Annotated in this window: 18 protein-coding genes; 1 reads left to right on the top strand and 17 read right to left on the bottom strand. The window is 48.5% G+C overall.

Annotated elements, in window-relative coordinates; genetic code table 11:
* The 17 genes from ACTHRH_RS11495 to ACTHRH_RS11415 all read right to left on the bottom strand — a co-directional run.
* Positions 1-3229 (bottom strand): chitobiase/beta-hexosaminidase C-terminal domain-containing protein (locus tag ACTHRH_RS11495; RefSeq protein WP_440415601.1); only part of this gene is annotated, 3229 nt, incomplete at its 3' end.
* A 155-nt stretch (positions 3230-3384) separates the two neighbouring features.
* Positions 3385-5946 carry a LuxR C-terminal-related transcriptional regulator gene (locus ACTHRH_RS11490; RefSeq protein WP_440415599.1) on the bottom strand — a complete coding sequence of 854 codons (2562 nt, stop codon included), beginning with the start codon at positions 5944-5946 and terminating at the stop codon, positions 3385-3387.
* A 194-nt stretch (positions 5947-6140) separates the two neighbouring features.
* Complete coding sequence (locus tag ACTHRH_RS11485; RefSeq protein WP_341005390.1) at positions 6141-6359, bottom strand: hypothetical protein; 219 nt, start codon at positions 6357-6359, stop codon at positions 6141-6143.
* A gap of 7 nt (positions 6360-6366) precedes the next feature.
* Positions 6367-7458, bottom strand: coding sequence for a GerAB/ArcD/ProY family transporter (locus tag ACTHRH_RS11480; RefSeq protein WP_440415597.1), 1092 nt, complete (start codon positions 7456-7458; stop codon positions 6367-6369).
* Positions 7455-8639 carry a Ger(x)C family spore germination protein gene (locus tag ACTHRH_RS11475; RefSeq protein ID WP_440415595.1) on the bottom strand — a complete coding sequence of 395 codons (1185 nt, stop codon included), beginning with the start codon at positions 8637-8639 and terminating at the stop codon, positions 7455-7457. Before ACTHRH_RS11475 ends, ACTHRH_RS11480 begins: the two co-directional genes overlap by 4 nt.
* Positions 8640-8654: 15 nt before the next feature.
* Complete coding sequence (locus tag ACTHRH_RS11470) at positions 8655-10121, bottom strand: spore germination protein (RefSeq protein ID WP_440415593.1); 1467 nt, start codon at positions 10119-10121, stop codon at positions 8655-8657.
* 18 nt (positions 10122-10139) lie between these two features.
* Positions 10140-10445 carry a hypothetical protein gene (locus tag ACTHRH_RS11465; protein ID WP_379288899.1) on the bottom strand — a complete coding sequence of 102 codons (306 nt, stop codon included), beginning with the start codon at positions 10443-10445 and terminating at the stop codon, positions 10140-10142.
* A 321-nt stretch (positions 10446-10766) separates the two neighbouring features.
* A complete protein-coding gene (locus tag ACTHRH_RS11460; protein WP_440415613.1) occupies positions 10767-10934 on the bottom strand; it encodes a type II toxin-antitoxin system HicA family toxin in 168 nt (55 codons plus the stop codon).
* A gap of 415 nt (positions 10935-11349) precedes the next feature.
* Positions 11350-11751 carry an Rrf2 family transcriptional regulator gene (locus ACTHRH_RS11455; protein WP_036623450.1) on the bottom strand — a complete coding sequence of 134 codons (402 nt, stop codon included), beginning with the start codon at positions 11749-11751 and terminating at the stop codon, positions 11350-11352.
* Positions 11752-11873: 122 nt separating this feature from the next.
* The gene (locus tag ACTHRH_RS11450) at positions 11874-13259 is read right to left on the bottom strand and encodes a DHA2 family efflux MFS transporter permease subunit (RefSeq protein WP_440415590.1); all 1386 of its coding nucleotides are present in this window, start codon (positions 13257-13259) and stop codon (positions 11874-11876) included.
* Positions 13260-13337: 78 nt separating this feature from the next.
* A complete protein-coding gene (locus ACTHRH_RS11445) occupies positions 13338-14246 on the bottom strand; it encodes a class I SAM-dependent methyltransferase (protein ID WP_036628257.1) in 909 nt (302 codons plus the stop codon).
* 110 nt (positions 14247-14356) lie between these two features.
* Positions 14357-15259 (bottom strand): NAD(P)/FAD-dependent oxidoreductase, encoded by a 903-nt coding sequence (locus ACTHRH_RS11440; protein ID WP_036623451.1) that lies wholly within the window; start codon positions 15257-15259, stop codon positions 14357-14359.
* 24 nt (positions 15260-15283) lie between these two features.
* Complete coding sequence (trxA, locus tag ACTHRH_RS11435; protein ID WP_036623452.1) at positions 15284-15598, bottom strand: thioredoxin; 315 nt, start codon at positions 15596-15598, stop codon at positions 15284-15286.
* A 345-nt stretch (positions 15599-15943) separates the two neighbouring features.
* Complete coding sequence (locus ACTHRH_RS11430; protein WP_051985478.1) at positions 15944-16714, bottom strand: DJ-1/PfpI family protein; 771 nt, start codon at positions 16712-16714, stop codon at positions 15944-15946.
* Positions 16711-17355, bottom strand: coding sequence for a DUF2306 domain-containing protein (locus tag ACTHRH_RS11425; protein WP_036623456.1), 645 nt, complete (start codon positions 17353-17355; stop codon positions 16711-16713). The genes ACTHRH_RS11430 and ACTHRH_RS11425 overlap by 4 nt, the downstream gene beginning before the upstream one ends.
* 43 nt (positions 17356-17398) lie before the next feature.
* The gene (locus tag ACTHRH_RS11420) at positions 17399-18430 is read right to left on the bottom strand and encodes a DJ-1/PfpI family protein (RefSeq protein WP_036623458.1); all 1032 of its coding nucleotides are present in this window, start codon (positions 18428-18430) and stop codon (positions 17399-17401) included.
* A gap of 68 nt (positions 18431-18498) precedes the next feature.
* Positions 18499-18714, bottom strand: coding sequence for a hypothetical protein (locus ACTHRH_RS11415; RefSeq protein ID WP_115311194.1), 216 nt, complete (start codon positions 18712-18714; stop codon positions 18499-18501).
* Between the two features lie 211 nt (positions 18715-18925).
* Here ACTHRH_RS11415 and ACTHRH_RS11410 point away from each other — a divergent pair, with 211 nt between their 5' ends.
* On the top strand, positions 18926-19612 hold the full coding sequence (locus ACTHRH_RS11410) for a response regulator transcription factor (protein ID WP_036628261.1): 687 nt from the start codon (positions 18926-18928) through the stop codon (positions 19610-19612).

Here is a 19612-nt window from a genome sequence, read left to right as displayed (position 1 = left end):
CAGATGGAACCGCACCACCTGATGGATCTGCAACAGGTTTCGCTACTTGATCAGGTAATAGGATCGTGTAATGCTCCTCCAGCACTTCGCTGTCTAGCATACCTGCCTTCACCGCAATCGCCTTGAGCGTCATTCCCCCAATCACTTCGATGGGTGCGGTATATTCGGCACTGTTGCTTGTCGGTTTGCTGCCGTCCGTCGTGTAGTAGATTGTTGCTCCTTCAGTTGTCGTGCTCAACCTCACCTTGGTGCCAGATGGAACCGCACCACCTGATGGATCTGCAACAGGTTTCGCTACTTGATCAGGTAATAGGATCGTGTAATGCTCCCCCATCACTTCGCTGTCGAGCATACCTTCCTTCACCGCAATCGCTTTGATCGTCATTTCCTCCGTCACTTCGATGGGCGTGGTATATTCGGCACTGCTGCTTGTCGGTTCGCTGCCGTCCGTTGTGTAGTAGATTGTTGCTCCTTCAGTTGTCGTGCTCAATGTTACCTTCGTGCCAGATGGAACCGCTCCGCCGGACGGACTTGCGATCGGCGAAGCTACCTGCCCCGGTTGCAGGATTGTATACTGTTCCTCCATTACCTCGCTGTCCAGCATGCCTTCCTTCACCGCAATCGCTTTGAGCGTCATTTCCTCCGTCACTTCGATGGGTGCGGTATATTCGGCGCTGCTGCTTGTCGGTTTGCTGCCGTCCATCGTGTAGTAGATTGTTGCATCGTTCGTATACGTGCTCAACGTCACCGTTGTACCAGCCGGGACTGCACCTCCCGCAGGACTTGCGATCGGCTTGGCGACTTGATCAGGAGGTAAGATCGTGTAATGCTCCTCCAGCACTTCGCTGTCTAGCATGCCGTCCTTTACGGCAATTGCCTTGAGCGTCATTCCCCCAGTCACTTCGATGGGCGCGGTATATTCGATGCTGCTGCTAGTAGGCGTGCTGCCGTCAGTTGTGTAGTAGATCATTGCATCGTTCGTATACGTGCTCAACGTCACCGTTGTCCCAGCCGGAACCGCACCGCCCGCAGGACTGGCGACTGGCTTCGATACTTGCTCTGGCTCCGCTTCTTGTGAGAGCGTGATCGTATACGTTTTACTTTCTTGCAAATAAGGGACGACTTCCACGGTAACGACCGTTTGCTCATCGGTTACTGGTATATTGACTCCTTCGACCTGATCGGATTGTCGCTTACCATTCACATACACATCGGCATACTCCGGGTTTTCCAGTGTAGCCAGCACATTCACTGAAGTGATGCTATTGTCAATCGGAACGGTGTATTCCTGCTTCGATGGATCAAACAAGAGTCCCAATTCCCGACCGCTTTGATCTCTTAGCTCAATCGTTTCGAGATCGCTTGTTGGAATGATGAGTTGATCCTCGACATTATAGCCCCAACCGACAATCGCTCCGTCAGCTTGCAAGGCTAACGTGAGATGTGTACCTGCCGAAATCGCTACAACTTCACGCAAATTAGAAGGAACTTCGAGTTGGTTATATGTGTTATCTCCCCAGGCAACCACCGTGCCGTCCGATCTTAAAGCAACGGAATGACGGCGACCTGCACTGATGGCCACAACATCCTGCAGGTTTTCGGGCACTTCTAACTGTTTATACGTATTATCTCCCCAAGCGATCACCGTACCATCCGTTTTAAGCGCCAAGGAATGGTAATGTCCTGCGCTAATCGCTTTTACATCATGCAGACCACCTGGCATATCCAGCTGGTTCCATTGATTCGCTCCCCAAATCACTACTGTACCGTCAACCTTCAGAGCAAGGGAGTGAAACAATCCTGCACTAACGGCAATCACCTGGTCCAAATCATCAGGCACATCGAGCCGCTTATCATTCTCCCCCCCTTCAATTCTACCCCAGGCAACGACTGTGCCATCGGCTTGCAACGCCAAAGCGTGATAGCTGCCTACGCTGATTGCCACTGTCTGTCCTTGCACTTCAGGTGGAATCGCCGCATAATGAGAACCGTCTCCCCAGATCACAATCGTGCCATCGGCTTTTAATGCCAGAGAAAACTCCTCCCCCACCTCAATGGCGCGCACATCTTGCAAATCGGCAGGAATCGCAAGGCGATTGTACAGATCGCTTCCCCAGCCCAGTACTTGGCCATCGGAGGTTAACGCAAGCGAATGGTTTCTCCCGGCAGCCAATTGTTTGGCTTTCACACGTTCATGGACATGTTCCGGCACGTCAGTCTGACCTTGACCATTATCCCCCCAGGCAATGATCGTCCCATCCGCTTTCAAGGCAAGCGAATGTCCGTATCCCGCTGCAATCGCGATCACACCGCTTTTCGCTGCTTCGGGTACAACCGTTTGTCCGTAGTCGTAGTCATCCCACGAACCGTCTGAAATGCCCCAGGCAATGACAGAGCCGTCAGATTTCAAGGCCAGAGAATGTACATACCCTGCCGCAATGGCGATAACGCCGCTTTCCGCTTCTTCCGGCACAGAAGATTGTCCGTAATCGTCGCTCCCCCAAGCAACCACCTTGCCCGAAGCAGTTAACGCCAAAGAATGACGCAATCCTGCACTAATGGCTACTACCTGGCCCTGCACCTCGTCAGGCACATCGAGTTTTCCTTCGCTCCCATCTCCCCATGCAATCACTTCTCCGGCAGCCGTTAACGCTAAAGAATGCCAATACCCCGCCGCAATGGCTACAACGCCGCTCTCCGCTTCTTCCGGCACATCCGATTGACCGTTAGAATTGGAGCCCCAGGCAATGACTTTCCCTGAGGACGTGAGGGCTAACGAATAGAAGGCAGTAGGACCCGCTGCAATCGCTATGATATCGCTTTTCGCTTCCGCCGGTACATTGGCTTCGCCGAATCTTCCCCCTCCCCAGGCGATGACCTCGCCGCCGGATGTGAGAGCGAGAGAGTGGTCTTGTCCTGCGGAAACCGAGACAATACTGGACTGTGCTTCAACAGGCACCGTAGTTCGGCCACCTTGATTCGATCCCCAAGCTAACACTTCGCCATCCGCAGTTAAGGCTAAGGAATGGTAACGCCCTCCTGCAATCTGCTGGACCCCGCCCCAACGATCACTCAAGGCTGGATGAAAACTCCCTTGAGCAGACACGTTGTCATAGGGTACCGTGATCAGAAACGACTGGATGAGCAGCAAAGCGATGCACAACCTCACCAAGCCGTTCCCCATATTGCTTTTATATGATTGTTTCATGCTTTTCCCCCATGGATTCATCTCTTACAAATCCTCCTTCAGGTTAATCTCTTCACAGCTTCATCCGATTTATTATACAAACTACCTTTTCCTTTGTGATCAACCCTACTTGTTGCTTGAGACGAATAGGTTGAGGGGGGAGGTGGAGATAATTTGTGCAAAAAAAGAGGAACGAATCAGAACAGACGAAGTGTTCTGGCACGTTCCAATGCTTGCAAGCGATTTTTACTCTGTAATTTGCCGTAGATATTGTTAATATGTGTTTTTACGGTCGCCAGGGAAACATTCAGTTTGAGCGCGATTTCTTTATTAGACATTCCCGTTTCCATCAACCGAAGCACTCTTTGTTCTCTGGCTGTTAAAACAACCACCGTTCCTTCATGGGGAGTACCGGCTTCCCTTTCGACTTGCGGAATCAGTCTTCGCAGCCGTTTCACATAGGATAAAGACACCTTATGGCTGGGGCGGCGATGCTGATGTTGGCGCAATCGGATATAGTGATCCAGCAATTGCCCAAGAGGTGCCCCTTCGTCGACAAAGGTCCGGATATACCCTTCCGGCCGCGCCAATGCCAGCGCTTCTTCCAGTACGTCCATGGAGTCCGAAATCCTTCCTTGTAAGGACAGGATCATACTCTTATGAACGAGCAGACGAATTCGGTCGCTTTGCCGTCCTTCTTCTATTGACAGCTGGAGCAGTCGTTCCGTCAATGCTGCGGCTTCTTCCATTTTTCCTTGCTCCGCCAATATAGAAGCGAGTACATCATATTCCTTGATCATGGATAGCGGAATTTCATCACGGAATCGGAGGCCGCTCTTTCTCAGCCATTGTCTCACCGGTTTCTCGTCTCTTTTCATCCGGCCCAGCATGGCTCGAAACAAGGCGATTTTCCCGGACAAACGGGAATTCGTCGTCTCGGACGTGAGCCGGGCTAACTCGCGTAATATTTGATTTGACGTCTCCTCGTCTCCTTGTACAGCGGCAATACGGGCGAGCCATAGCGCCGCGATGGTCATCAGGCTTATATTATGATGCGTTCTTCCAATATCATAGGCTTGGCGCATCACCTTTTCCGCTTCGACCAAGCGATTTCGTTCGTACTGCATTTTGCCTAAGTCGATATAGAGATGAGCGACAAAATAAATATTTCGGGTTTCGGACCAAATCGAAAGCAGAGGAGTCAGTACCTGTTCCGCCAGTTGAAGGCTGTCATCCGACACGTAGATGTCAAACACCGGATGATAACCGTCCCGGTCGCTCCCGAACCCGATCAAAAATTCGCCTTCCGCATGTTTCTCGACATATTCCTTTGAAAATTGAACGGCATATTCAAATTCACGCTCCATAAACGTGCGAAATGCGGCCAGAAAAGCAAGTCCGGCATGTAATGTTTCGGTTGCCGAAGAAGGAAGGGAAGCGGTGTTCTCTTCCAGCCAGCGAACCGCTTGCCAATACCCGTCTGTGGCCGCTTCGACATGCCCGGACATGTATTGGGAGGCAAGCTTTGTCAACAGCATCATCGGCCTGGCAAATAACAGCGTGTCGGGAATTGCGCTCAACCACGTGCAAAGCGTCGTCCATTCCTTGTCCATCAGTTCCTGTGCAATTTTCTCTATCAATGATAGCGCATGTTCATAACCGGCAGCCGCAAGGTAATGATCCACCGCTTCATGTGGATAACCGTTCTTTTCAAGCCATTTTCCTGCTGTCATATGATAGGTTTTCCATTGCCGCGGCTCGCGTATTTTCAACTGCGCTGTCAAAAATTGCCGGAATAAATGATGATACCTGTACCACTCCCTCCGCTGGTCCAAAGCGACAAGAAACAAGCTTTCCTTGTCTAATTGTTGCAGATACGCATCACTTTCGGCTATACCGGTTACCGCTTGACAAAGTTCGCCCGTCATCCGATCCAAAATCGATGTATAGAGTAAAAAATGCTGCATCGTTTCGGATTGAAGGGAAAACACTTCATCGAAGAAGTAATCCGATATATCACGTTCCGTTCCCGCCATCTTCCAGACCAGCGACGCGGGATCAGCATGTTCATGTAACGACAAGATCGCCAGTCGCATCGCAGCTGCCCATCCCTCCGTCTTTTTTTGTACGACAGCCGCGTCTTCATTGGATAATTGTATGCCACCGCACTTCGCAAAAAATTCGGTCGTTTCGTCCGGCGCAAACCGGAGATCGCTCGCATCCAACGAGATCAGCCTATTTTCTGCTCGTAGTCTGGAAAGAGGAAGCGCTGGAGGATTTCGGCTTGCGAGATAGAGATGGACATGTGGCGGCAAACGTTCCAGCAGATAAGTGACCCCCTTCAAGATTGATTCTTCTTCGATATGATGAAAGTCATCCCAAACGAGCACCGTTGTTTGCGAGATACGATGAAGCCCGTTGACGAGCGCGGCAATCAGTGAAACTCCCGATGGATCTTCCACGGCATGACGAAGCACGGCCTGTTCGTTAAAAGACGGATAAGCTTGTTTTAACGCTGCAAGGGTATGTGCCCAGAAGCGCATGCGATCATTATCCCCTTGATCAAGCGAGACCCAGGCGACGGGATTTTCCAGCGTCATCACCCACTCGCCGAGCAATGTCGTTTTGCCATAGCCGGCTGGAGCTGTGATCAACGTAAGCGTGCGATCCAACCCTTCATGCAAAAGCCGGGTGAGACGGGAACGCGCAACAAGCGAGCTTCGCGATCGGGGAATATGAAGTTTCGTGGCTATGATCATGGTTAGCCCCTCCCTTTGACTATAAGCATCAGGAATGAACATTTTCCTTACCATTTTACCAAAAATCTTTTATTTTGGCGGGGCTATCCCTGGTTACACAACGCGGAAAAGTTATGATGTTGACTATTCACAAGGATTGGCGGATCATAGTAGTACAGAACCGGGAAGAACCCGCGAAACTGCCCCTTCTGCGTTCATATCATCGTCGTTAAAATGGATTTTAACATTTCAATCATTCTTTCAATAAAGATCGTAATGATAAAAGGACGATGATTCGCGATGCAAATCCATAATCCGTAGCCAGTAACAGATACAGCCCCAAAAACGGCTGCATCCCGATAAAGTTTCTTTCGAAGCAATCCCAACATCGGCAAACCGATCAAAGGCGCCAGCAGGATGTGAAGCATCAACATGTTCAATTCATCCTCCTTTTCGCTTCTCGAACGAGCGTCTGACCCATGTTGTCACCAGCAACAAAAAGGGGATCAGCAGAACAAAGAAACTGTCATAGATGAATGTATATTTTTCATCCCATTCCTCGTTCTGGATCGGGTTTTCATAGATGGACAAGGCGGTCGCCGACAACAAAATCGTCAAACCCAGAAAATGAGGCCACCGGGTTTTTGGACGAAATACTTGACGCAGCGTTTCGGAAGCTCCGTAAACGAGTACCAACAGCTTGATAAAAATCAGAATCAGTAAAATAACGGAGATAATGGAATGGATGTTGACGATCACCTCTCCGATGGAAATTTCCTGCACGGTCGTATACACTGGAAAGGTAAGTTGTGACGCCCTCTCCACTCCTAATAAACCGATAATCATAAACAAGGTCATGCTAAGAGAAACGGAAGCGGTTATCAACCCAAGCAAAAAGGGGCGTGTTGCCCCCTGTTTGACCAGCGGAAACAATATCGTGAGCGCAATCGTTTCCATATAGGGAAAGCCCAAAAAGGAATGGTATTGCAAAATGGCACCCAGGCCGGAATGGAAAGCTGGCTGAAGTCTTCCCCAATCCCAGTTCACCATTGCCAGCAACAGAACAAACCAGAACGGGAAGAACAAAAACGGAGTGATGATTTGATTTAATCGTCCGATGGCTTCCGTCCCCTGAGCGACCGTGTAAAAGGCGACAAGCAAAAACATGACGTGAAAAACGGTTTTCGGCGTCTCCGGCATGATGGTTCCATTTAAAAAATTGCTTAAATTTCGAAGAGCCCATCCAGCCAAAATACAGAAATAAAGAAAATACAGGACGGAAACAAGCGTTCCCAGAGAACGTCCCCAAGCTTCCAGCGGGATTTGCACCAGACTTTTGCCCGGGTAATATCGGAAAAGAAAAATCCAGAACAGACCGACTAGTATGCCAAAACTTCCTGCCCACAAGGGCATGAGCCAGGCATCCTGTCCCGCCTGTACGACCAGCCGCCCGATCAGCACGAAAAGGGTGGTTCCGAGGATATAATTGATTGTCAGCAGATAAAACTGGAATCGGGAAATCATTGGCTTCATCCTGTTCCTCCATAAGGTTGACTCATGCTTCCCGTTCGGAGCAGCCGGGTATTTGCACGAATCTCAATTTGTGCATTTTTCGCCGCTTGGTCGATATCCGGATGATTTGGCGTTTGTTTGCGCAACAAGTCGTTGATGCTTAACAGATCCCAGCCACGCTCCCTTATCATTTGATAGAAAGCAAGCGACTCGTCTGCTATGATCTGATTCAGTCTGTTTTCAAGTCTCTCCACCTCGTTCTGAGACTTCGGGACGAACTCGATTGTATAGGCAGTGGACAATTCGAGGTCCAGGCGGATCCGAACGACAGGCTGGTCGGATTTCCAGAAGACCTCACGTTTTATGCGAACCAGTCTCAATGCCACGGATACCTGTTTTCCTTCCACCTGAAACTGTCGCACGTGGCGACCTCGATCGCCATTTAGCAAATGGTACCAGACCAGCTGCGTATCATTCAGTTTGCCAACCATGCGATAATCACGGAAAACCGCCCCGCCCCGGATGATAAAGTTGTTTTGATTGGCGTCGATATCCGCCGACCTTTCCCCGCTGTTGGAAGAAGGTGCCTCTGTCATTTCGGGGATCAACGGCAATACGATCATATCTGACTTTTCCATCCGTTCAATGACATCACTGACCTTGATCTGTTTTCCCACTAGGAGCGAATTCCGGATCAGCAGGTCGAGCCTGGAATCGATCGTGTCAGACGGCTCCCGCTCCAGGGGAGTTAATGTTCTCATGACCTGAGATATCGATCCGTCGACAATCAGCATCGGGAGTGACGAACGGCCATTAGGTTGCATTTCGATAAAGTTGACAATATCGCGTATGTTTTGTTTGGCCACCCGCCGAGAAACGAGCAGCACCTTGCAGTGGGCCATAAATAACTTGCGCGGCAATATTTTGTAAATCGTAGATTTGATTTCTCCAAAAGACGATCCACTGATTTCGTAAGTGTATACAGGGGCTTGTTCGCCTCCCGACGTACCTTTGGCGGAAGTGCCGCTGAGCGGGTTGATGATCTGGTAATACACGGTTATTTTGTCGCTCTCCGGATCGCTGTCCACCCCCATCATACTGACCAGCGCCAGTTCGTTCATTTCCGTTCTGTCCCAGCAAGCCGTAAGCAGGGCGGTAAACATCATCAGGATGAACAGACCCGCTGCATACCGGTTGGTCATGTTTGATCCTCCAAATTACCTTTTTCTCTTCATATTCCGAATATATCCGGGCAGACCGTTCGGATTCAGCCAGGGCCGGGGCAGCCGCACCAACACATCTTTCCAATCGGTTCCTATGTACGGGGAAGCGGGAGTGAAGTAAGGAACGCCAAAGGACTTAAGCGACACCAGATGGGCAACCAGAAACAGGGCACCGCATAAAATGCCAAAAAGGCCCATAAAGCCGGCCAACAGCACGAACGAAAAGCGAAGCAGGCGTTGTGACATGCCAAAGCTGTAAACCGGAACGACAAAATTGGTGATGCCGGTTATGGCTACAACAATGACAATCGCGGCGGAAATGAGACCGGCTTCCACCGCCGCCTGCCCCAGTACAATCGCCCCCACGATCGAAAGCGCCTGTCCGACCGCCCGCGGCATGCGCAGCCCCGCTTCCCGGATAATTTCAAACACGACTTCCATTAACAACACTTCGAAGAAAGCGGGAAAGGGAACCCCTTCCCGCTGGGCGGACAAACTGATCAGGAGCTGGGTCGGGATCAGTTCCTGATGGAACGTCGTGGCCGCGACATACAAGGAAGGGACGAACACGGCCGTAAAAAAGGAAATCAGCCGAATCCAGCGAATAAACGTGGCGATGTCCGCCCGTTGATAATAATCTTCAGGAGAACTGAAAAACTCGAAAAACGTCATGGGGGCAATCAGGACGTTGGGCGTTCCGTCCACCATCACGGCCACTTTACCATCCAGTAACTGGGCAGCTACCATATCTGGGCGTTCGGTGTTGGTCAGCGTCGGAAAAGGAGACCAAATCCGGTCCTGGATGAATTCCTCCACATAAGCGCTTTCCAGCACACTGTCCGTCCGGATGGCTGACAATCTGCCGCGCACTTCCCGGACCAGCGATTCCGGGGCGAGGTTCTCCAAGTACACCATAAGCAAAGTCGTCTTGGTCTGATTGCCGATGTTCATTTTATCAAATCGGAGGAATGGGTTGCGGATTCTTTTGCGGACAAGCCCCACATTGGTCAGAATGCTTTCCGTAAAGCCTTCGTGCGGCCCGCGAATGGTCGATTCCGACTTCGGTTCTTCAATGGAGCGTTGTTTGGATTCGGTCACATTGATGAGACAAACGCGCTCCCTTGCAAAATCGGTTAGTGCGCAATGGCCTGCAAGGAGTGCTTTTACGGCATGTTCCCGCAACTGTTCATATGGATCGGAAAAGGAAAATTCGCGCAAAAAACCGCTTTCGGCGGAAAGAGGCGCTTCCCCTTCGGAAAACGTATTTTCCGTGAACGATTTCAAAATATATTCGTCAATCGTTTTTTTATTGACCATCGATTCCAGATATACGCACTGCACGGTTTGTTCCCCTTGGACAAACAAGGATCGGCAGACCAAGTCTGGAGGGAACCCGAGGGCTGATTGAATGTCTCCGAAAAAATCATTCTTAATCAATAGATTTTGTTTTTTTCCTGCCATCGACGAACCTCCAGATTCTCACATCTCATCATTATCATTGTTTCCTATTGGGTGGATTCTTATTCCATTGGCAGTTATGCTGTTGCAAATTATCGTGAGGTGAAATCCATACGAGACATTCAAGAAAACGTCCAAGCCGGGAAAGGTTGCGCCGGGAGTGCGAATGTGACTGTGTAGGAAGCACTTCGCATCGTTCACGCGATCAATGCCCAATTCCTGCATCAGCTTGGATTGCAGTGCCTGTGAAAAGTTAATGCCCTTCTCCAGCGCGGCGGCGTTCAGCCAAGCCGGAAGCGTGACCGTCCGATTGACAGAACGGTTCACTTGCGCCTGCGGATAGATGGCATATAGACATCAATCAGCACAGCGCGTTCGTTCGCTTGCGTGGTTTGAATCTGGGAAAGCGGCGTTGGAGCGGGAATAGGTTCGCCATCTTCTTCCAGCCCGTACAGGACAATGCCGAGCAGTTCCCGCGCGGACAAAAGCGCATCGTGATCGTCCGTTCCGCTTGTCGCGCAATCCAGATCAGGGAAAACAACAGCGATTTCCTTGCCGGGGTCATAAGTGAAAACGGCAGGGGTAGAAATATCGCTCCGGCTTCTTCATGTCGGATACCTCCTTTGAATGGTCGGGAGGGAGCCGGGGCTATTCAAACTTTAACCCCGACCGCCGTTCAATGCTTTTGAGCGTAGGAACGGGAATGTCTTTGTCAGGATGTTTGACGGTTGTTCGTCCCTTTTGGGTTGGGTGCTTGAACTGGTGATGACTTCCCGAGAAAAATCCACGTGTAACAAATACTATTATATTTGTCAATTGAGAACGCAAACTAATCCGCCTTTTTAAGGTATCTTCCAAGTCTTGAACCAGTAACGATATTGTCCGAACGTCGGCAATTTATCCTGCGGAGGAAGAATAGGGACGAGTGCTTTCCCGTCTAATACTTTATTTTTCAGTCCATCATCCCGATTCCTGACCCATCATTTCACGAATTAAACCAGACCCTCCAGGCTCCTGCATTCGACAAGTTTCCGAATATGCAAAAGAAGAGCTCTCGATTCACCATTAAGGTATATCGAGAGCTCTTCTTCGCGACATCGATGCGGTCGAGAGGACAATGGTATCAATCTAACGCAGCACAATCTTGTTCAATGCCGTTTGTATATCTTCCTTTCATGCTTTTCCCAAACGGTTTAATAAAATAAACCATTCTCATAAAAACAGTTTTTCTTCAAAGAACTACCGTCATTTTCTTAGCAATCTCAGATAATTTTTGGTTTTTTAAAAAGTCCTCCATTTTCTCTTCAGCCGATACCATCACCTTCTGAACTAAACACTCTGATCCATGATTCATTTCACAGTCGAATAAGGAGGCGGAGCCTTCAATGGCATGAATCACGTCGAGAAACGAGATTTCTTCCCAATTCCGTTTTAAGCGATATCCACCATTGGCTCCTGAAGTCGATTCAATCATTCCTGCCTTGACCAGCTTGGTAAGGATTTTGGATAAATACGTTGGAGAAACCTCTTGTCTCTCCGCCAATTGCTGTACGCCGATAAGTTTGTTCGGCGGGAATGCGGCAAGAAAGAGCATCGTATGAAGAGCATAGTTTGTCGCTTTAGAAAATTTCATAACGTGATGTTCACCTCAATTATGGACTTTATGTGCCCATAATAACTTTTTATATTGGCTTATGTCAAATATCGCCTCCCTTATTACTCCTTTATTCGTTGTAACTGGCAACACTCCAAGACCTACGATTCCACTGAACCTTTACCATATGGAACAAAGAAAGTAAGAAGAAAACCACTCGCTGCAACGAGGGCTAGTGACCAAAACGCGGCTTGAATTCCTTGATGCATATTGATCGGAAAAGAGAATGAGCTATAATCTGCGGTAATTGTCACCAGGGTGATGAGCAGTGCCCCGCCCATTGACATGCCCAATGTACGTATGGCCGTGGTCATCGGCGAAGCGTAATTCATCATCGAATTCGGCAAGCTCGCCATGGCAAAAGCAGTAATTGGGGTCATCATAAAACCGACCCCGGTCATAAGCAACGCATATAACCCTACCAACAGACCATACGGAGCGTGAATCGATAGCGCTATCGTTAATAGAGCCGTTACGGCGGCTATCCCGAAGAAGCCGATCCGAATCAAATAGCGACCGCCATAACGGTCGTAGATTTTACCCGATACCACTCCGGACACCCCCATCAGCAATGCACCTGGGAGCAGCATTAGCCCCGATTCTCTAGGCAGTAGTCCCCTGACATTTTGTGCATATATCGGGAGCAGCAGTTCCACCCCGGCCATCACAATGAACAGGACTACGCCTATAATCGATGCATAAGTAAATCTCGGGTAACGAAATACGTTGAAATCAAGCAAAGGGACGGCCAGTTTGAATTGGCGCTTCACAAACAGAAACGACAGTGCGAATCCCACGATAAGGAAGGTCAGCGCAAGCCGAATCCCTTTTCCCTGATCGCTAAGGATACTAAATCCATACAACAGACTGCCGAAGCCCAAACTTGAATAAAGAATCGATCTCCAGTCCAATTTCGCTTTATGCGTATCCCAAACGTTTTCCAAGCAATAATAGGCGACAAACAGGTTCGCGATCGCTATGGGCGCCACCCCATAGAATAAGATTCTCCAAGAATGATGTTGAATCACGAAGCCGGAAATCGTCGGCCCCAGTGCAGGGGCGAGTCCCACAATGAGACTGGCCAGTCCCATCGCTGCCCCGAGTTTTTCCTTTGGGAACACTAGGATAATCGTATTCAGGAACACCGGTACCAGCAATCCGGCGCCAATCCCCTGAATAATTCGTCCGCTTAGGATCAATGTGAAGTCGACGGAGAAGCCGGCAATTAGCGTCCCTGTCGTAAAGGCCCCAGCGGATGCGAAAAACAGGGTTCGCGTCGAGTATTTTCCGATCAGGAATCCCGTCACAGGGATGACAATTCCAGAAACCAGAAGATAGACGGTGATCAGCCATTGCGCCCGATTGACCTGGATTCCAAGGTCAAGCATCATTTGTGGCAAAGCCGTGTTCAGCATGGTTTGCATGAGTTGTGCCAAAAAATTCGCGACGATTAGAGATGCGACAATGATTACAGGTTTTCTTTTCATAACGTTCCTCAATTTACTACAGACACTCCAGTTTGTAGATATTACAGATATTTTTTGTCCATTATATAGTTAAAGAAATTACTTATGGGAAAATTCTTGGACACCGGTGTACATGCTCTGATCCTTCAACTGAATAAGCACCTTGCCAAAACGCCCACCCTGCTGGATGACAACCTTATCCGTCGGATAGGTCCGTTCCAAATAATTGGCTATGATTTTCCTGTTCTGGTCGTCCGCAGGCAAACCGAAGATTCTCAGCCATTCCATCACCTCCTGGAGCGCCGTGTCTCTAGGTACCTCTGTAGATTTCATTTCCCGGGTTACGAGCGACTGATAGGAATACCCTTTGAGATACAGTAAATGGAGCAAATAAGCCATTTCCAAATGTTCCGTTTTCATGGGCTGATCAGTGACCAAAGGCCAAATCTCTTTTACCAGACTGTGCTCCCTGGAGCCGACAGACAGGCTGATATAGCAATACTGTCGTGCGCAGCTCAGCACTTTCTCCACACTCTCCCAGTCGGCAATAACCGGGCACATGGAGACAAATACGAAATCAAAGGCTTTTTCCCACCCCTTTGCTTGAATATCAATGTCTTCAAAAGGCTCAGCCACAATCTCTACATTCCCGTTCTTTAATCCCGTTATATTACTTTTCAAGAGCTCAACTAATGGAAGACTAGGCTCCACAGAAGTAACACTAGCCCCTCTCTCCGCAAACGGCACTGTAAATCCGCCTGAGGCCGCTCCAATGTCTAATATGGAGGTATCTTTAAATGTCACACCCTGACTTTCCAGCCAATTCATTATCCGTTTTGTTCTTCGCCTGCCTTCTTCGCTAAACGCCTGCTCGTTAAATGACTTTGCCCTATGGTCAAAAGTATGTGCTGGATCAATTCCAACTTTTTTCATTTTGCTAATCGCTGTATCTGGATCCTTCTTCCAAGCTGCTTCCCAAACGGCATCATTAAAAAAATCGTTCGTCATCATCCTCTTCATCCCTTTCTGTTTGATGCAGTCATTACACTTATGACTTTTGAAAAAAGTCCTTCTCTCTAAGAAACTTTTCCCCAAGAGAAGGACATGTCCACTTAGAGCTAAACGAAATCCTCTTCGGTCAGCTCCATGTTGATGCCAATCGCCGCTTTGCTTCCGCCTGCTGCGGCATAAATCAACTGGGAAGGCATGACGTAAGCTGCATCCCCGGCGGCATACACACCTGGAACCGAGCTTTTGCCCCACTCATTTGTGGCGATACCGCCAAACTCATTTACCTCATAACCAAGCGAACCCTGAAAAGACGCCTTCGGTTTCCATTCCGGTGTAATGAATCCTCCCGTTCTCTCGATTCGCGTGCCATCTGCAAATTCCACCTGCCGCAATTTCCCCTCATGACCGATAAACATCGTTACTGCTTGTTCAACCACTTCGATGTTTCTGGATTTCAACAGTTGTTTTTGATCGTTGTCCAGAACCGCATGCCCATTTGTACAAACCACAAGATCTTTACTCCAGGTATAGAGCAGCTTGGCCATATGAAACACTCCAGAGTTCTCGGAAACAACAATTAGCGGCTGATCTCGAAGCTCCCAACCATCGCAGTAGGGACAACTGAACAAACTTGTTCCATAACAATCACGCAAACCTGGAATATCCGGGAAAATCTCCCTAAGTCCAGTGGTGATCAGTAATTTGCGTGCTTCAATCCGTTTTCCGGTTGACGCCACGGCGACGAACCTGTGATCAGTCCGGTGAATCTCGGTTACCTCCCAAGGTAAAAGTTCAACGGAGGGATACCCCAGAACCTCCTCATATGCAATACGCCTAAACTCGGCGGGTGTCACACCGTCTCTTGTTATAAATCCATGAGAGGCATGTGTAACCGCATTTCGGGGCTGGCTGTTATCAAATAACGCAACACTGCGTCTGGCCCGCCCAAGTACCAGAGCCGCATTGAGTCCTGCCGGGCCTCCGCCGATAATAGCACAATCATAAATCAAAAGAATCTCCCCTTTTTTGTTGATTTATTTGGAGCCAACAAGCTGCTGCAGTTCACCTTTCGACAATATGCCTATTTCTTTATATAGAGGCTGTCCATCTTTGAATATAATGGTTGTCGGGATGCTCATAATCTGAAATTGTGAAGAGGTTACCGGATTTTCGTCTACATTAACTTTAACGACTTTAATGGAATCATTTGCTTCCCTTTCAAACTCCTCTAATACAGGTGCAAACATTCTGCATGGACCGCACCAAGCGGCCCAAAAATTCACTACTGTTATACCTTCCGTTTGCACCATCTCATTAAAAGTAGAATCTTTCGCATGTTGAATAGCCATCGTGATCTTCCTTTCGATTAAATATACTATGGATATATAATATCTTTAATTTGTCATAAGATGGGTCTAGTAATCTTGTCCGGCGTTGTTGCCAGTAAATGGAACATCACCTCAAACGCATAATCAGTGGCTTGTGAGTTTTCATAGCACTCCTCCATTCGAATTAAAGACTTCATGTATCTATGATAACTTTGTTTTGGATAAGATGCAAGTCAGTCCCAAGAAAATTTAGCCAAACCCAGGCCAGTTGTATTCTTTTGGCCTGTGATCGAGCCAACAACAGCGGACAGGCCAGGGTGTTTTGCATCATCCTAGTCTGCCGCTGTTGCTCTTATCGGATCGGTATTAGTTTTCGTCAAAATGGATCGGCGCAATGCCTTCCGCTCGCCACACCGTGCCTCTTTTCTCGTACTCGAATAACTGTTCTACAGCATTTGCGATTTGAGGACCTAACTCACGATCAACCAAATACAAGGCCACATCAAGACCCGAAGTCACGCCTCCCCCGCTTACGAAGCGAGGACCATCTTCAACGACTCTTGCTTCAATCGGAATTGCACCGAGAGCTCCTAACGCTTCCATGCCTATTTGATTGGTAACCGCATGTCTATCTTTCAACAAACCTCCCATCGCAGGCAGCAGTGTACCACCGCATACTGTAGCTACAATAACTTCCTCATTGTTAAAAGCTTGTTTCAATTTCTCCGACAAGCCCGTCATCATGGCCTTCTTTAAAATATTCGGAATGGTATCTTCCGAATTTCCTGCTGGCTTGCCCGAAGCCCCGGGCACCAAAATGATTCCAGGACGCTTGGGGTCTAATGCAGCTTGCGCTTCGAGAGCCGGCCCGTTCAGACCGCTCGGGACAGAACGCTTGCCTTCCGCGGAAACCAATTCCACAGTAACTGCTCCGTTTGAGTACATTCCCGCAGCAGCAAATACTTCGTATGGTGCTAATGCGTCCAGCAGATCGAAACCATCGAACAAGACGATTTGAACATGCATCCTTTTGTCTTTGAATGGATCATTATTTTTTTTTGAATTCGCACTTGCTGCAGAGGTAACTAGACATAGAACTAGTACAAACGACATGAGTACTCCTATAATTTTTTTCATCCTACCACTGCCTTTCTGGATCGATTGATATTTCTGATAATGATGTTAGGAATGATCAACAGCAGCACAATAGAGCCGTAAACCCCTATTGTATAGCTGGTAGCGTAGTTGAGACCAAATCCCTGATAAAAAAGGGAGGTGATGAGATGAATTGTCATGTTCGTAAAACAAAAGGCGTAACTTCGGATCATCCAGTTCCGGTGCCGAATGATGCGTTTCTTTTTGATTTGTACAAGCGCCGTAATGGTGATAAACAGCCATATTAGATTAAGAGCGTTGAACCCCATACTGCTTATTTTTCCTCCGGTAGCATAAGGAGCCATATATCCGGAAGTAATCACGACAAGAAGGACGGATACTAAATAAACGTAGCCGTTTATACGGTGGAACTTGCGGCTTTTTTCAAGGACGCGGTTGGAGAAGTTGAGCAACCCTGTCGCCATGGCGATGCAGGCAAACGCAACATGAACGTGCATAACGTTGATCCAGACCGGAAGATTAAGTTCGCGCTTCAGGCCGATTTTATGGCTTATAAACGCCTTTGCTTCGGGATCGATAATAAAATTGGCCACCAAAGCGTAAAGGATAAATAGAATACTGATGCAGGCCAATAAGCCGTATGATATTTTCCACTCCTTCATGCGATCCATCCCCTCATTTTAATTGCCAAATCGCATTTATGGGTTAGGTAACACGCTTGCCTGTTAATTTGGATGCAGGCAGTATGCCGGCCCTGGCGAATCCAATCATGTCATCTCCACGCACGGTAACTTCGAATTTTAGATTTAACCGCATAGGTTTCGTGACGCGCAGCGACCAGGTGAGCTTATTGTCCTGAAGTAAGGGATTTATAAACTCGACCGTCTCATCCCCTTGTGTAGCCTGGCCTTGGACCAACCCATTCCTTATGGAAATGGAGAGCTTGACCTCCAGTTTTCCAACAGGCGTAGCAATTGTTGTATCCCAATCCCCGTCGAAGTCAGATTCTCCGGGTAATTTTATATCCGGGGTATCATAAATCATCCCCATATTGTTCGTCGCGTTCGTTTCTTCGTCGGTCTCTGCCTTGTGAGAGCCAGGCGCCCTTCCTTCTTCCCGCCAGACCGTTCCTCTCCGTTCGTATTCGAACAGTTGCTCTACCGCGTGCGCGATGCGCGGTCCAAGCTCGCGTTCCACCAGATACAGCGCTACATCGAGTCCCGAAGTAACGCCGCCACCAGTGACCAGGTTGCCGCTATCCACTACGCGTGCAGGAACGGGAATGGCTCCGGTTGCTCCAAGTACATCCATGCCCAGATGATGCGTTACCGCTGGTCTGCCCTCCAAGAGCCCTCCCATGGCCAGTAACAGGGAACCGCCGCAAACCGTGGCAACGATGATGTCATTTTGCCCGAGTGCTTGCTCAATCATTTCAACCAATTCGGTATTCAGTGCCCGCGACAGAATGGCTGGGGGCGAATTCGGCCCATCTCCTTCGACGTCGCCCGACGCGCCAGGTACAAGAATGATGCCTGTTCGTTCCGGGTTCAGTCTGCCACTCGCTTCAATTTTTAACCCGTTGATGCCGCTGGTGACGGATCTCGGCCCTTCAGCGGTAACGAATTCTACGCTTAACGCGTGTTCAGCATACATTGCCGCGGCACAAAAAACTTCGTAAGGTGCAATGGCATCCAGAAGGTCAAAGCCATCAAAAAGCACGACTTGAACCGTTAACATCCATAAACCTCCTCATATTCAAAGTCAATAGATTGATCCTCGAACCTGCGGATCGTATCAGGGAAAAGTTATTTTGTCAGAAGATCCTTCAGCCTGTGATATTCCTTCTCGTCGATTTCACCACTCGCCATCCGACCTTTTAGAATCAATGCGATGTCACGGTCTTTTGGATTGGAATCTCTGTAGCGATGACGAATCAGATAAATTCGAATTGCGACAAAAGAAAAAAGCGTAAGACAAAATAGAGCACCGAATGGAAAAAATGAGAAACTTCCGTATTCCAAGTTTGTCAACCTCCTTCATCCGTTTTTGCGTAGAACGGGCCCTAACTCGCGATATTTGCTGTCCGACTCGGCAAGAAGTATCGTAACAAACGAGTATCTCAAATGAAGTTGTATAAAGGTCACAAAACAATAAACAAATCATCACAAATTAGGTGGTTCTGTTTGTTGCATGGGGTTAAATGATAAACTAGTTTTCAAAGGTGGGATATTCATGAGTGAAATCAGTACCATACTGGTTGTAGACGATGATCAAAGCATTGTTGAACTATTGAGCGACTTTTTAGAGTATGAAAATTATCGCGTTATAACCGCTTGCGATTCTGTTCAAGCTTGGACATTGTTTGAGCAGAATTCCATTCATTGTATTGTTCTTGACATCATGATGCCGGGTCAAAACGGGTTTGAGTTATGTCGCCGGATTCGGGAGAAGAGTAACGTTCCGATCCTTTTCTTGAGCGCACGCAGCGACGATGTGGACAAGATTCGCGGCCTGACGCTCGGCGGCGATGATTATATTGTCAAAACCGCTTCACCCGGTGAAATTGTAGCCAGGATAAAAGCTGTACTACGACGTTCTGTTTCCCAACTGCAAATGAGTGAGAGAATCTTGGATTTTGGCCGCATCAAGCTAAATCTATCCACAAGAGAAGTATTCGTGGATGGGAAGAGTGTAGTGCTCACCCCGAGGGAATATGAATTATTGCGATTATTTGCCGAACACCCCAGGCATGTTTTTTCATATGAACAGATACTTTCGAAATTTTGGAATGGGGTAGGTGACAGGCATACGATTCGGGTGCACATCGGTCGACTTCGCGAGAAAATTGAATCCGATCCGAACCATCCTCAATACCTAGTCAACGTATGGGGAATAGGGTATCGCTTCGAGGGAGGTTAA

The organism is Paenibacillus sp. SAFN-117 (assembly GCF_051966115.1).
GTDB lineage: Bacteria > Bacillota > Bacilli > Paenibacillales > NBRC-103111 > Paenibacillus_L > Paenibacillus_L residui.
Note: the sequence above shows the minus strand (reverse complement) of the source record. Positions and strands in the feature narration are given on the sequence as shown.